The following is a 14,134-nucleotide window of genomic DNA, read 5'->3' as shown; positions in this document are numbered from 1 at the left end:
TTGAGACTTTGGCGGGATTCCGGATTTGTCGGCGGCCCGAACTAGGGTGGTTGAGTGGCTGATCCGTCCTCGTACCGTCCCGCTCCAGGGTCGATCCCCGACTCGCCTGGTGTTTACCGCTTCAGCGATGCCGCCGGGCGGGTGATCTACGTCGGCAAGGCGAAGAACCTGCGCGCCCGGTTGTCGTCGTATTTCCAGGATCTGGTCAACCTGCATCCGCGCACCCAGGCGATGGTGACGACGGCCGCGAAGGTCGAGTGGACCGTCGTGGCCAGCGAGGTCGAGTCGCTGCAGCTGGAGTACTCCTGGATCAAGGAGTACGACCCGCGCTTCAACGTGAAGTACCGCGACGACAAGTCGTACCCGTGGCTCGCCATCACCCTCAACGAGGACTACCCGCGGGTGATGGTCGGCCGGGGCCAGAAGAAGAAGGGCGTGAAGTACTTCGGTCCGTACAGTCACGCCTGGGCGATCCGCGAGACCGTGGACCTGCTGCTGCGGGTCTTCCCGATGCGCTCGTGCAGCAAGGGCGTGTTCAACCGGCACCGCCAGATCGGCCGGCCCTGCCTGCTCGGCTACATCGGCAAGTGCGCCGCCCCCTGCACCGGTCAGGTGAGCCAGGAGGAGCACCGCAAGATCGTCGACGACTTCGCCGCGTTCCTGTCCGGCCAGACCGCGACGTACGTGCGCCGGCTGGAGAAGGAGATGAAGGCGGCCGCGGCCGAGCTCGAGTACGAGCGGGCCGCGAAGATCCGCGACGACCTGGCCGCGCTGGAGAAGGCCCTGGCCAAGAACGCGGTCGTCCTCGGCGACGGGACCGACACCGACGTGATCGCGCTGAGCGAGGACCCGCTCGAGGTCGCGGTGCAGATCTTCTACGTCCGCGGCGGCCGGATCCGCGGTGAGCGTGGCTTCATCGCCGACAAGGCCGACGGTACGGCGACCACCGGCGACCTGGTCTCCCGGTTCATCCAGCAGACGTACGCCGGTGACTCGGGCGACGCGATCCCGCGGGAGATCCTGGTCCCGACCAAGCCGGAAGACGCGGACGCGCTGACCGAGTGGCTCGAGGGGATCCGCGGCGCGAGGGTGGAGATCAGGGTCCCGCAGCGCGGCGACAAGAAGGCGCTGATGGAGACGGTCGAGCGGAACGCGCTGCAGACGCTGACCATGCACAAGACCAAGCGGGCCAGTGATCTGACCACCCGCAACCAGGCGCTGGAGGAGATCCAGGCCGCGCTCGACCTGCCCGAGGCGCCGCTGCGGCTGGAGTGCTACGACGTCTCGAACCTGCAGGGCACCGAGGTGGTCGCGTCGATGGTCGTCTTCGAGGACGGTCTGCCCCGCAAGAGCGAGTACCGGCGGTTCGTGATCAAGGGCGTCGACGGGCAGAACGACGTCGCCTCGATCGCGGAAGTGCTGACGCGAAGGTTCAAGCGGCTGCTCGACGAGCGGGCCACGCTGCAGGAGGACGAGGACCCGTCGGCGGCGCTGATCGATCCGGAGACCGGACGCGCCCGCAAGTTCTCCTATGCTCCCGGACTGGTCGTCGTCGACGGCGGTCCGCCGCAGGTCGCGGCCGCGCGCCAGGCGATGGACGAGCTCGGCCTGGGCGACATCCCGGTCGTCGGCCTGGCCAAGCGGCTGGAGGAGGTCTGGGTCCCGGACGAGGAGGACCCGGTCATCTTCTCCCGCACGTCCGAGGGGCTGTACCTGCTCCAGCGCCTGCGTGACGAGGCCCACCGGTTCGCGATCACCCACCACCGCAACCGGCGCTCGAAGTCGATGGTCGAGAGCGTCCTGGACGAGGTCCCGGGGCTCGGCGAGGTCCGCCGGAAGACGCTGCTGCGGCATTTCGGCTCGCTGAAGAAGTTGCGGCAGGCGACGATCGACGAGGTGGCTGAGCTGCCCGGATTCGGCCGCCGGACGGCGGAGTCCGTCGTACTCGCGGTGAACGCTGCCGCAACGACGGCCGAAACCGGCCGGGCGCCGTCGGTGAACACCGCCACGGGCGAGATACTGGGCGACGACGTCCCGGCGCCGGCCGGGGCGCCCGACGGGGACCCAGGGAGAACTGAGAGCTGATGGACGACACAGGCGGCAACCTGATCATCGTGTCCGGGATGTCCGGCGCGGGACGGAGTTCGGTCGCCGACGTACTGGAAGACCTGGGCTGGTTCGTCGTCGACAACCTGCCGCCGATGTTCCTGACCACCCTCGTCGAGCAGGTCATCGGCACCGGCGCGGCACCACGGCTCGCGGTCGTCGTCGACGTCCGGACCGGCTTGTTCTTCGAGGAGCTGAGCTCGGCCATCCACGACCTGCGGCTGAAGGGGTACCGGCCGCTGACGCTGTTCCTGGAGGCCTCCGACGACGTGATCGTGCGCCGGCAGGAGAGCGTCCGCCGGCCGCACCCACTGCAGGGCGAGGGCCGGTTGCTGGACGGGATCCAGCGCGAGCGCGCGCTGCTCGGCGACATCCGGGCCGGCGCCGACCTGGTCATCGACACCTCGAACCTGAACATCCACCAGCTCGCCGCGAAGATCGTGAACGCCTTCGGCGACGAGGAGAACGCCGAGCTCCGGGCGACCGTGGTGTCGTTCGGGTTCAAGTACGGCATCCCGGTGGACGCCGACGTGGTCGCCGACATGCGCTTCATCCCGAACCCGTACTGGCAGCCCGACCTGCGCCCGATGACCGGGCAGGACAAGCCTGTGTCAGACTTCGTGCTCGGCCATCCGCTGGCCCAGCAGTTCCTGCAGAACTACGTGGACGTGCTGGACACCCTGCGGACCGGCTACCTGAACGAGGGCAAGCGCTTCGTCACCGTCGCGATCGGCTGCACCGGGGGAAAGCACCGCAGCGTCGCGATGGCCGAGGAGATCGCCCGGCGGCTGCGTGAGAGAGGGTCACCGACGTTGGTCGTACACCGGGATCTGGGGCGGGAGTGACGCGAGCTCCCCGGGTCGTCGCACTGGGTGGGGGACATGGCTTGGCCGCCTCCCTGTCCGCACTTCGGCACGTCACCGACCAGCTGACGGCAGTCGTGACGGTCGCCGACAACGGCGGCTCGTCCGGTCGACTGCGGCGCGAGCTCGGCGTACTGCCACCCGGGGATCTGCGGATGGCGCTGGCCGCGCTCTGCCGTGACGACGAGTGGGGCCGGACCTGGGCCGACGTGCTGCAGCACCGGTTCCAGAGCAACGGTGAGCTGCACGATCACGCGCTCGGCAACCTGCTGATCGTCGCGTTGTGGGAGCTCCTCGGCGAGGCCGTCGACGGACTCGACTGGGTGGCGCGATTGCTCGGCGCACAAGGGCGCGTGCTGCCGATGTCCGCCGTACCGCTGGACATCACCGCGCGGGTGCTCGGACTGGACCCGGACCATCCGGAGGCGATCACCGAGATCCGCGGCCAGGCCGAGGTGGCGACGACCGAGGGGCAGGTCGTCGACGTCGCGCTCGACCCGGCCGACCCGCCGGCCTGCCCCGAGGCGCTGGTGGCGATCGCGGAGGCCGACTGGGTCGTGGTCGGACCGGGGTCCTGGTTCACGTCGGTGATCCCGAACCTGCTGGTCCCGGCGTTGTCCCGGGCTCTCGAGCAGACCAGCGCGCGTCGTCTGGTGACGCTCAACCTGGGCGAGCAGAAGGGCGAGACCGACGGCTTCTCACCCGAGACCCACCTCGAGGTGCTGGCCGCGCACGCCCCCGACCTCCGCATCGACGTCGTGCTGGCCGATACCGACCATGTCCCGGATCCCGCATTGTTGCGCCGTACGGCGGAATCCCTCGGAGCGGAGGTGGTCATCGCCGACATCGCCGACGATGACCGTCACCTCCACCACGCCCCGGACAAGCTGGCCAAGGTCTACCGGGAGATCTTCAGCTGACTCAGCCGGCGTCGACCGACTTCTTCGCGTCGTACACCTGCTTGCCCTGGGCGTCGTACCCGCGGACCTGGACTGTCTTGACGTCGGACTTTCCGCCGGTCGGTCCCCAGGTGTAGAAGCCGTTGGCCATCAACACCCGGGTCGGTCCGGCCGGCAGATCGATGATCATCTGCGCAACGCCCGCGGGCACCATCGCGAACCCGAGGTTGTCCGCGACCTTGCCGTCCGCGTCCACCGCGTGCCGGGTGTAGTCGGACTCGCCGCCCTTCGTGGTGGGCGTCGTCATATGGCACCACACGGCGACCCGCTGGTCCGCGGAGATGAGCACGGCGGTGAACTTGTCGCCGGTGCCGGTCTTCAGCGCCACGTCCCACGACTTCGTGATCGGACCGGCTGCCTTCGCGCGCGGATCCTGCGGCCCCTGCCCACCGTAGGCGGGGTTGGTGGCGATCTCCTGCTCCCAGAGGCGGCAGCGATCGCGGATCTGGTCATCACTGAGCGGACTGACCGGCGGTGCGGGAGCGAGGGCCTTCCCGGTTTGCGGATCCTTCGTGAGCACGACCTGGGGTGTGATCGGGTCGGCGGTCTTGACGGTCACCTTCGGATCGACGGCTGGCTGCGCCGGGGGAGTGATCGGCTTGACGATCTGGTCGTACACCCTCGTGCCGCCGGCGTCGTAGCCCCGGATCCGGGTCAGCGTGATCAGCTTGTCGTTCTTGCCGGGGTGGCCGAAGGTGACGAATCCGTCAGTGCCGACCAGGGCCTCACGCGGACTGCTTTCGCCGGCAAGGTCCACCAGCACCCGGGTGACACCGGTGACCGGAAGCAGGAGGCCGTCGTGCACGGTCAGCGGCTGCTGGGTCCGACTCCTGGACGAGACGTCTGCCGTCATGGTGCGCCCCACGCTCGCGGGCTTCTCCGGACTGTTCATGATGCATGTCGAGACGACCGACTGGTCCGGTGAGAGGAACAGCGCGTTCAGCACGGACTGGTCGCCACTCTTCACCACGATCTTCCACCGGGCGTCGACCGGACCGGCCTTGTCCATCGTCTTGTGCGTCTGGGCCTGGTGCCGGTACGCGGGGTCGTACGGCTTGCAACGGCGTAGGACCTCGGCATCGGACAACGGGCTCACCGGAGGTGCCGGCGTGACCGTCTTGCCGGTCTCGTTGTCGACGATCCGGCCGGTCTTCGCGTCGATCGTGATGGTCTGGTTCTTCGGCGTGCCCGCCGGACCCGCGCTCTCGGAACGCGTCGCGGACCAGGCGGCGACGCCGCCGAGGATCGCGGCGGTGGTGACGATTGCTGTGGACGCGGCGGCGATCCGGCTCTTGCGGACCGAACGCCGGGCACGGACGAGAACGTCCCCGACGTCGGTGTGCAGCGGCTGGTCCGAGTCGTCGGCCGCGGCAGCCAGCAGGCGTTCGAGGTCGGTGCTCACGAAGCGCTCCTTTCGGTCTGGTCGAGTAGTAGTTCGCGCAGGCGGCCGAGGCCGCGGGAGGTCTGGCTCTTCACGCCGCCGACACTGATGCCGAGGATGTCGGCGGTCTGTTCGAGGCTGAGGTCGGCGTAGTGCCGCAGCACGACGCACGCGCGCTGGCTGGGCGACAGGTGGTGCAATGCCTCGATGACGAGCAGGCGGTCATCGACCGATCCGACTGCGTCCGGTAGCGGTCTGAGGTCCTCGCCGGTGTCGTCGAGACGCTCGCGGCGCCACGGCTTCCTGGACTGGTCGAGGACCGCGGTGACGACGCAGCGATGCGCGTAGCCGATCAGGCTGTCGGTGCGGTTGATGCGGTTCCAGTGCCGGTAGACCTTCACCAGAGCGTCCTGCGCCGCGTCCTCGGCCCGGTGCCAATCGCCGCACATCAGGTACGCCGTACGCCGCAGCCGCCGGATCGTGATCGCCGCGAACTCGGTGAACTCGGCTTCGTCCCGTGCTTTCATGCCCCTCCTCGTACTCTCGCGGAAGGAACGCGACCAACCACGAGAAAGGTTGCAGCCCCCGTAACAGGTCCCCGATCGGCCCGTTGGTCCTGGTACGACCCCCGAGGGTCTTTGACAGCGGTGGGAGGATGCCTTCATGGCGATGACAGCACAGGTGAAGTCCGAGTTGACCAGTATTCAGGTCACAAAACCCTGTTGCCGCAAGGCCGAGGTGTCGTCCGTGCTGCGATTCGCGGGCGGGCTGCATCTGGTGTCCGGCCGGATCGTCGTGGAGGCGGAGCTGGACAGCGGTGCCGCGGCCCGGCGGCTGCGCAAGGACATCGCCGAGATCTTCGGGCACCCGTCGGACGTGGTCGTGATCTCCCCGTCCGGAATCCGGAAGCAGACCAAGTACGTCGTCCGCGTCGTGCGCGACGGCGACGCGCTGGCGCGGCAGACCGGCCTCGTGGACAACCGCGGCCGGCCCGTGCGGGGTCTCCCGCCCGCGGTCGTCTCCGGCGCGTCCTGTGACGCGGTGGCGGCTTGGCGCGGCGCCTTCCTGGCGCACGGCTCGCTGACCGAGCCCGGCCGGTCGTCCTCGCTCGAAGTGACCTGCCCCGGTCCGGAAGCGGCGCTCGCGCTGGTCGGTGCGGCTCGCCGGCTCGGCATCGGCTCCAAAGCCCGCGAGGTGCGCAACGTCGACCGCGTCGTGATCCGCGACGGCGACGCGATCGGCGCCCTGCTGACCCGGCTCGGCGCGCACGAGTCGGTGCTCGCGTGGGAGGAGCGGCGGATGCGGCGCGAGGTCCGCGCGACCGCGAACCGGCTGGCCAACTTCGACGACGCGAACCTGCGCCGCTCCGCCCGCGCGGCGGTCGCGGCGGGCGCCCGGGTCGAACGCGCGCTGGAGATCCTCGGCGACGACGTACCCGATCACCTGCAGGTGGCCGGCAAGCTGCGGCTGGAGCACAAGCAGGCCAGCCTCGAGGAGCTCGGTCAGCTGCACGACCCGGCCCTCACCAAGGACGCGGTGGCCGGCCGGATCCGCCGCCTGCTGGCGATGGCCGACAAGCGCGCCGCCGACCTCGGTATCCCGAACACCGAGGCCAACCTGACCCCGGAGATGCTCGACCCGGCCTGACCGGATCGTTATCTGCGGCAGCCCACGCCGAACTTGTCGCGTTGGTTGGATTGCCCTACGGGGGTTCCATCCGATGAACAGATGAGGACAGATGGGTACCCAGGAAGAAGAAGCCAGGGCGCTGGCCGAGCTCGAGCGCGTCCGCACCGAGAACGCGATCAAGGAGATGCAGCGCCAGGAGGAGCTCCGCAAGCTCCAGGAGCAGCAGAACCAGAACAAGATGGTCGCCGACGGGCCGGCGGCGATCGGCTGGCCGGACAACGAGGTCCAGGCCCCGCCCAGCCGGCTGGACGCGGTGAAGGGTGCACTCGGCGTTGGTGCGCCCGGCGACGCGGCGTTCGCCGGCCGACTCCTGAACGACGGTCGGCCCCCGGCGACCGATGCCGTGGCGGACACGGCGGGTGTTCAGACCGACGGCGCCAAGGAACGCCGCGGCGCCACCGTGAACACCCGGGCGGCTCAGGCCTTCGGACGCTGACAAACCAAGGACGCCGACCGCGGTCCGTCGGGATCAGCCCGCCGTACGGCCCGTCTCCGAGGACGCTCCGCACTGCCTGCGGGACGCGGACGACACCGTCCACGATGCGGGCACCGCACTAGGGGTCAACCATCCAGATGGTGGGTTGCCCACTCAGAATCCGAGGGGGCAACCCACCATCTCCGTGGTCAGCCCCTCAAATCGCCATGGCTCCACCCTTGCGCCCGTCTCGCGGTGAGCATGTCCGGAAGGCGCGTTACTCGTTGCCGCAGAGTCCGGAACGCGGACAGCGACCGACTTCACGCAGGAGGAGCGCGTACCAGCCGGTGGTCTGGTCTGAAACCGTGGATGCGGCGTTGGTGGTCTGCTGTGGACACTACCAGTTGGCTCACTGGGCTGTTGGGCTAATGTTCGGGCTGTAGCGGCAGTGCTCGAAAGCTAGTTCTGAGGAGACGCAGTCCCGTGACCGTACGCGTAGGTATCAACGGCTTCGGCCGGATCGGCCGTAACTTCTTCCGCGCCGCGCAGGCGTCCGGTGCCGACATCGAGGTCGTCGCCGTCAATGACTTGACCGACAATCAGACCCTCGCTCACCTGCTGAAGTACGACTCGATCCTGGGCCGCTTCCCGGGCGAGGTCTCCGCCACCGACGACGACATCACCGTTGCGGGCAAGAGCTTCAAGGCGTTCGCCGAGCGCGACCCCGCGAACCTGAAGTGGTCCGACGTCGGCGCCGACGTGGTGATCGAGTCGACCGGCTTCTTCACCGACGCCACCAAGGCCAAGACGCACGCCGACAACGGCGCCAAGAAGGTCATCATCTCCGCCCCGGCGAAGAACGAGGACCTGACCGTGGTGATGGGCGTGAACCACGAGCTGTACGACGCCGAGAAGCACACCGTGATCTCGAACGCGTCCTGCACCACGAACTGCATCGCCCCGCTGGCCAAGGTTCTGCACGACGCGTTCACGATCGAGCGGGGTCTGATGACCACGATCCACGCGTACACCCAGGACCAGAACCTGCAGGACGGTCCGCACAAGGACCTGCGCCGCGCCCGCGCCGCCGCGCTGAACATCGTGCCGACCTCGACCGGCGCCGCGAAGGCGATCGGCCTGGTGCTGCCGGAGCTCAAGGGCAAGCTGGACGGCTACGCGCTGCGGGTCCCGGTCCCGACCGGCTCGGCCACCGACCTGACCGTCACCGTCGGCCGCGAGGTCAGCGTCGACGAGGTCAAGGAGGCCTACAAGGCGGCCGCCGCCGAGGGCACGCTGAAGGGCTACCTGACGTACACCGAGGACGAGATCGTCTCCACCGACATCGTCACCGACCCGGCCTCCTGCATCTTCGACGCGGGCCTGACCAAGGTGATCGGCAACCAGGTCAAGGTCGTCGGCTGGTACGACAACGAGTGGGGCTACTCGAACCGCCTCGTCGACCTGGTCAACCACGTCGGCGCTTCGCTCTGACCCTTCACATCCACAGCCTGCGTCCGGACAGCCTGGTGCTCACCCGGACGCAGGCTCGTGCCCGAGCCTGAGGAAAGCTGAACCGTGAAGACCATCGAAGACCTCGGCGACCTGGGCGGGCTGCGGGTGCTCGTCCGCTCCGACCTGAACGTGCCGATCAAGGGCGAGACGATCGGCGACGACGGCCGCATCCGCGCGTCGCTGCCGACGCTGATCAAGCTGGCCAGGGCGAGCGCGAAGGTGATCGTCACCGCGCACCTGGGCCGCCCCAAGGGCAAGCCCAACCCGGAGTTCACCCTGGCCCCGGTGGCCAAGCGGCTCGGCGAGCTGCTGCAGCCCGAGGGCATCACCGTGCACTTCGCCACCGACGTCACCGGTGACAGCGCGCAGACCGCCGTACAGAACCTGGACGAGGGTGAGGTCCTGCTGCTCGAGAACGTGCGGTACGACCCGCGCGAGGAGAGCAAGGACGAGGCCGAGCGGGGAGCTCTGGCCGACGAGCTGGCGGCGCTCGCGGACGTGTTCGTCAGCGACGGCTTCGGTGTCGTGCACCGCAAGCAGGCCAGCGTGTACGACGTCGCCCGCAAGCTGCCGCACGCCGCCGGTGGCCTGGTGCTGGCCGAGGTCGGCGTACTGAAGAAGCTGACCGAGGACCCCGCCCGCCCGTACGTCGTCGTGCTCGGCGGCGCGAAGGTGTCGGACAAGCTCGCGGTGATCGACAACCTGCTGGCCAAGGCCGACAAGCTGCTGATCGGCGGCGGCATGGTCTTCACCTTCCTGAAGGCGCAGGGCCACGAGGTCGGCAAGAGCCTGCTCGAGGACGACCAGCTGGACGCGGTCAAGGGCTACCTGGAGACCGCGAAGTCGAAGGGTGTCGAGATCGTGCTGCCGACCGACATCGTGGTCGCGCCCGAGTTCAAGGCGGACTCGCCGGCCACCGTGGTCGCCGCGGACGCGATCCCGGCCGACCAGCTCGGTCTGGACATCGGCCCGGAGTCCGGCAAGGCGTTCGCCGCCGAGATCGCCGGCGCCAAGACGGTGTTCTGGAACGGGCCGATGGGTGTCTTCGAGATGGCCGCGTTCGCCGGCGGAACCAAGGCCGTCGCGCAGGCGTTGACCGAGGTGGACGGGCTGAGCGTCGTCGGTGGCGGTGACTCGGCCGCGGCGGTGCGCCAGCTAGGCTTCGCGGACGACGCGTTCGGGCACATCTCCACCGGTGGTGGGGCGTCGCTCGAATACCTGGAGGGCAAGGAGCTCCCTGGTCTCGCCGTACTGGAAGAGGACTGAGCACATGGCCGACAGCACAGCTGCCCGTACGCCGTTGATGGCGGGCAACTGGAAGATGAACCTCAACCACGTCGAGGCCGTGCACCTGCTGCAGAAGCTGTCGTGGACGCTGCAGGACAAGAAGCACGACTACGACCGGGTCGAGGTCGCGGTGCTGCCGCCGTTCACCGACATCCGCAGCGTGCAGACGCTGGTCGACGGTGACCGGATGAAGATCAAGTACGGCGCCCAGGACGTGTCGACGCACGACGCGGGCGCCTATACCGGCGAGATCTCGGCGGCGATGCTGAGCAAGCTCGGCTGCACCTACGTGCTGACCGGTCACTCCGAACGCCGGCAGTACCACAACGAGGACGACGCGCTGGTCAACGCCAAGACGGCCAAGGCGCTCGAGGCCGGGCTGATCCCGATCGTCTGTGTCGGCGAGGGCCTGGAGGTCCGTAAGGCCGGTGAGCAGGTCGAGCACACGCTGGCTCAGGTGGACGGCGCGCTGGCCGGGCTGAAGCGGGACGACGTACGGAAGCTCGTGTTCGCGTACGAGCCGGTGTGGGCGATCGGCACCGGCGAGGTGGCCACTCCGGAGGACGCGCAGGAGGTCTGCGCGGCGATCCGGGGCCGGCTGGAGGAGACGATCTCACCCTCGGTGGCCGACTCGGTACGCATTCTTTACGGTGGATCGGTGAAGATGGCCAGCGCAAGTGGCATCATGGCCCAACCGGATGTCGACGGCTGTCTGGTCGGGGGCGCGAGCCTCCAGGCCGACGAGTTCGCCGGTATCTGCCGTTATCTGGACCTTCAGTTAGGCTACTCCTCGTGATTCTCGCTTTCTCGATCGTCGTCATCATCTGCAGCCTGATGCTCACCCTGCTGGTGCTGCTGCACAAAGGCCGCGGTGGCGGTCTGTCAGACCTGTTCGGTGGCGGTGTGTCGTCCAGCCTGGGCGGCTCGTCGGTCGCCGAGCGGAACCTGGACCGGATCACGATCGGCATCGGTCTGGTCTGGTTCGCCGCCATCGTCGCGCTCGGCCTGCTCTACAAGCTCGGCTGAGGGGCGGGTTCCCGTGGCTGGTGGTGGCAGTGCTATTCGTGGCAGCCGGGTCGGTGCCGGGCCGATGGGCGAGGAGGAGCGTGGTGAGACCGCGCCCCGGCAGCGCATCGTGTTCTTCTGTGCCAACGGGCACGAGACCGCGACGGTGTTCGCGGTCGAGGCGGCCATCCCGGAGGCGTGGGACTGTCCGCGGTGCGGTCTGCCGACCAGCACCGACGTGAACAACCCGCCTCCGCCGCCGAAGATCGAGCCCTACAAGACGCACCTGGCCTACGTGAAGGAACGGCGCTCCGAGCAGGAGGCGGCCGAGATCCTCGAGGAGGCCCTGGAGAAGCTCCGCGCCCGGCGTGCCCGCGGCGAGGTCATCTTCTGACGTACGGCGCAACAGCCCGGGACGGATCGTGAATCGTCCCGGGCTGTCGCTATCCCACCCCTCTTGGGGGCTGACCCGTCAGACGGTGGGTTGGCCCACTGCATGCCGTGGGCTGACCCACCACGCCGTGGGCTGACCCACCGGAGGTGAGCGGTTGCAGCGCGCTAAGGTCTGCGGCATGAAGTCGTCGATCGCGCCCGTCCGCTGGACACCGCCGCCCGCGCCGCCGGTGCGGCACCCGAAGACCGTCGACGTGGAAGTGATCGCGATGCCGGGGCCAGGCCCGGAAGACGCGCTGATCGACGATGACGGCAGCGTGCTGACCGGTCTGCTGGACGGGCGGATCCTGCGCGTGAGTGCGGACGGCAAGACGATCACCACCGTCGCCGACACCGGCGGCAGGCCGCTCGGGCTGGAGTGGCTGCCTGACGGCAAGGTGCTGATCTGCGACGCGAACCGCGGTCTGCTGACGCTCGACAAGGACGGCCGGGTGACGACCCTGCTGTCCGAGATCGACGGCCGCCCGATGCGCTTCTGCAACAACGCGGATGTGACGCCGGACGGCACGATCTACTTCACCGACTCGTCCACGCGGTTCGGCGTCGACGAGTGGATGGCGGATCTGCTCGAGCACTCCACAACCGGCAGCGTCTACCGCCTGACTCCGGACGGCGAGGTGACGCGGCTGACGACCGGCCGTGCCTTCCCGAACGGCGTGGCGCTCAGCGGCGATCGCCGTACCCTCTTCTGGGCCGAGACAGCGACGTACGCGCTGTACAAGCTCGATCTCACGGTAGAGGGCGCTGAGCCCGTGCAGGTGGCCGCGATCCCTGGGTTGCCGGACAACATCGCTCGCGGCTCGGACGGCCTGATCTGGGTGGCCGTCGGCTCGCCGCGCAACGCGGTGCTCGACTTCCTGCTCCCCAAGCAACCCGCCCTGCGCAAAGTCGTCTGGAGCCTGCCCGACGCCCTGAAGCCGAAGGCCGCCGACATCATCGAGATCCAGGCGTACGACGACGCCGGCACGCTGGTGCACGACCTCCGGGCCAAGCACCCCGACTTCCACATGCCCACCGGCGTGCGGGAGCGCGACGGCAGAGTCTGGCTCGGCAGCATCGGAACCAGCTCCCTGGCCACTTTCCAGACCCCGACGCGCTAGCCGGCTGCCTGCAAGCCCATTCGTTAGGGTGCGGGCATGCGATTCGGGATCACGATCCTGCCGGAGTACCGGTGGAAGGACGCCGCGCGGTTGTGGCGACGGGCGGAGGAGCTCGGCTTCGACCATGCCTGGACGTACGACCACCTGACCTGGAGTGGCCTGCAGGACTCGCCCTGGTACGGGACGACGCCGACCCTGACGGCGGCGGCGCTGGTGACGACCACGATCAAGCTCGGCACCTTCGTGACCTCGCCGAACTTCCGTCATCCACTGGCGCTGACCCGCGACATCCTCGCGCTCGACGATGTGTCCGACGGACGGTTCCTCTGTGGCGTCGGCTCGGGCGGCAGCCTCGACGCGACCATCCAGGGTGGTCCGGACCTGACGCCGCGGCAGAAGGTGGATCGCTTCGAGGAGTTCGTCGTACTGCTGGACAGGCTGCTGACCACCGACGGCGTCGACTTCCAGGGCGAGTACTTCGAGACTCGCAACGGCCGGACGTTGCCCGGGTGTGTGCAGCAGCCGCGGGTGCCGTTCATCATGGCCGCCAACGGGCCGCGTTCACTCCGGCTGGCGGTGAAGTTCGGCGCCGGCTGGGTGACGACCGGCCCGAAGTCGCCGGACTTCGAGACCTGGTTCGCTGCGGTCACGGACCTCAGCCGCCGCCTGGACGACGTACTGGAAGGCCGGCCGTTCGACCGCTACCTCGCCCTCGACTCGGCCCGCTACTCGCTCTCCAGCCCCGCTGCCTTCGAGGACGTCGTGAGCCGTGCCGCCGCCCTCGGCTTCACCGACGTGATCACCCACTGGCCCCGCCGTGAAGGCGTCTACGCCGGCTCCGAGGACACTCTGGAGAAGATCGTCACCGACCTGATTCCCCGCTTGCGCTAGTACGGCGGACCCAGGCGGGGACGGCGTACCAGAAGACGGCGAACCAGAGTAGGACGAGCACGACGATCAGGATCGCGATCGCGCGGGGGAGGACGACGTCGAGGGCGAGCAGGACGCCGCCGGCCATCGCGAGGACGAGGAAGACGAGGCCGCCGATCGCCATCCGGTTCGCCACCGGCAGCATCCGGTCGCGGATCTTGTGCCGGTAGACGATCCGGTGGAACGACACCGGTGCCAGGAACAGGCCGACCGCGAGCGCGGATGCGATCAGGGTGACGGCGTACACGCCGTGGGTGAAGGCGTCGGCATCCTGGAACCTGTTCTGGAAGGCGATGCTGAGCAGGAACGCGAACAGGATCTGCGTGCCCGTCTGCGCCAGACGGAGCTCCTGGAGCAGTTCGTTCCACTGCCGGTCCAGCCGTTCGCCGGCGTCCTCGTCCGGTCGGCTGTACCGCTCGCTGTCGGTCACGGTC

The 14,134-nt window shown here is 68.8% G+C and carries 15 protein-coding genes; 12 read left to right on the top strand and 3 right to left on the bottom strand.

Going from position 1 to position 14,134, the window contains the following annotated elements; translation table 11 throughout:
- Positions 1-54 precede the first annotated feature (54 nt).
- The 3 genes from uvrC to yvcK are packed head-to-tail and all read left to right on the top strand — an operon-like array spanning position 55 to position 3,889.
- Entirely contained in the window at positions 55-2,085 is a 2,031-nt protein-coding gene (uvrC, locus tag OG558_RS35115) for an excinuclease ABC subunit UvrC (RefSeq protein ID WP_405066827.1), read from the top strand.
- Complete coding sequence (gene rapZ / locus OG558_RS35110; protein ID WP_328520663.1) at positions 2,085-2,951, top strand: RNase adapter RapZ; 867 nt, start codon at positions 2,085-2,087, stop codon at positions 2,949-2,951. The genes uvrC and rapZ overlap by 1 nt, the downstream gene beginning before the upstream one ends.
- A complete protein-coding gene (yvcK, locus tag OG558_RS35105) occupies positions 2,948-3,889 on the top strand; it encodes a uridine diphosphate-N-acetylglucosamine-binding protein YvcK (RefSeq protein WP_405066826.1) in 942 nt (313 codons plus the stop codon). The genes rapZ and yvcK overlap by 4 nt, the downstream gene beginning before the upstream one ends.
- A 1-nt stretch (position 3,890) precedes the next feature.
- Here the strand turns inward: yvcK and OG558_RS35100 are convergent, their stop codons facing one another.
- Positions 3,891-5,330, bottom strand: a complete 1,440-nt coding sequence (locus OG558_RS35100; protein WP_405066825.1) for a hypothetical protein — start codon at positions 5,328-5,330, stop codon at positions 3,891-3,893.
- A complete protein-coding gene (locus OG558_RS35095) occupies positions 5,327-5,836 on the bottom strand; it encodes a SigE family RNA polymerase sigma factor (protein WP_405066824.1) in 510 nt (169 codons plus the stop codon). Before OG558_RS35095 ends, OG558_RS35100 begins: the two co-directional genes overlap by 4 nt.
- A gap of 136 nt (positions 5,837-5,972) precedes the next feature.
- Here OG558_RS35095 and whiA point away from each other — a divergent pair, with 136 nt between their 5' ends.
- From whiA to OG558_RS35050, 9 genes are all read left to right on the top strand, one after another.
- A complete protein-coding gene (whiA, locus tag OG558_RS35090; protein WP_329476904.1) occupies positions 5,973-6,956 on the top strand; it encodes a DNA-binding protein WhiA in 984 nt (327 codons plus the stop codon).
- A 91-nt stretch (positions 6,957-7,047) separates the two neighbouring features.
- Positions 7,048-7,434, top strand: coding sequence for a hypothetical protein (locus OG558_RS35085; RefSeq protein WP_329476906.1), 387 nt, complete (start codon positions 7,048-7,050; stop codon positions 7,432-7,434).
- Between the two features lie 462 nt (positions 7,435-7,896).
- Positions 7,897-8,904 carry a type I glyceraldehyde-3-phosphate dehydrogenase gene (gene gap / locus OG558_RS35080; protein ID WP_405066823.1) on the top strand — a complete coding sequence of 336 codons (1,008 nt, stop codon included), beginning with the start codon at positions 7,897-7,899 and terminating at the stop codon, positions 8,902-8,904.
- An 84-nt stretch (positions 8,905-8,988) separates the two neighbouring features.
- Positions 8,989-10,191, top strand: coding sequence for a phosphoglycerate kinase (locus tag OG558_RS35075; protein ID WP_405066822.1), 1,203 nt, complete (start codon positions 8,989-8,991; stop codon positions 10,189-10,191).
- 4 nt (positions 10,192-10,195) lie between these two features.
- The gene (gene tpiA / locus OG558_RS35070) at positions 10,196-11,008 is read left to right on the top strand and encodes a triose-phosphate isomerase (protein ID WP_405066821.1); all 813 of its coding nucleotides are present in this window, start codon (positions 10,196-10,198) and stop codon (positions 11,006-11,008) included.
- On the top strand, positions 11,005-11,238 hold the full coding sequence (gene secG / locus OG558_RS35065; protein WP_328520671.1) for a preprotein translocase subunit SecG: 234 nt from the start codon (positions 11,005-11,007) through the stop codon (positions 11,236-11,238). The genes tpiA and secG overlap by 4 nt, the downstream gene beginning before the upstream one ends.
- 13 nt (positions 11,239-11,251) lie before the next feature.
- Positions 11,252-11,611 carry an RNA polymerase-binding protein RbpA gene (locus tag OG558_RS35060; RefSeq protein ID WP_405066820.1) on the top strand — a complete coding sequence of 120 codons (360 nt, stop codon included), beginning with the start codon at positions 11,252-11,254 and terminating at the stop codon, positions 11,609-11,611.
- 178 nt (positions 11,612-11,789) lie between these two features.
- On the top strand, positions 11,790-12,770 hold the full coding sequence (locus OG558_RS35055) for an SMP-30/gluconolactonase/LRE family protein (RefSeq protein WP_329476912.1): 981 nt from the start codon (positions 11,790-11,792) through the stop codon (positions 12,768-12,770).
- A 36-nt stretch (positions 12,771-12,806) separates the two neighbouring features.
- The gene (locus OG558_RS35050; protein WP_405066819.1) at positions 12,807-13,661 is read left to right on the top strand and encodes an LLM class flavin-dependent oxidoreductase; all 855 of its coding nucleotides are present in this window, start codon (positions 12,807-12,809) and stop codon (positions 13,659-13,661) included.
- Here the strand turns inward: OG558_RS35050 and OG558_RS35045 are convergent.
- Positions 13,633-14,130, bottom strand: coding sequence for a DUF6328 family protein (locus OG558_RS35045; RefSeq protein WP_405066818.1), 498 nt, complete (start codon positions 14,128-14,130; stop codon positions 13,633-13,635). The two genes, OG558_RS35050 and OG558_RS35045, sit on opposite strands and share 29 nt — an antisense overlap.
- Positions 14,131-14,134 lie beyond the last annotated feature (4 nt).

The organism is Kribbella sp. NBC_01510 (assembly GCF_045040325.1).
Taxonomy (GTDB): Bacteria; Actinomycetota; Actinomycetes; order Propionibacteriales; family Kribbellaceae; genus Kribbella.
Note: the sequence above shows the minus strand (reverse complement) of the source record. Positions and strands in the feature narration are given on the sequence as shown.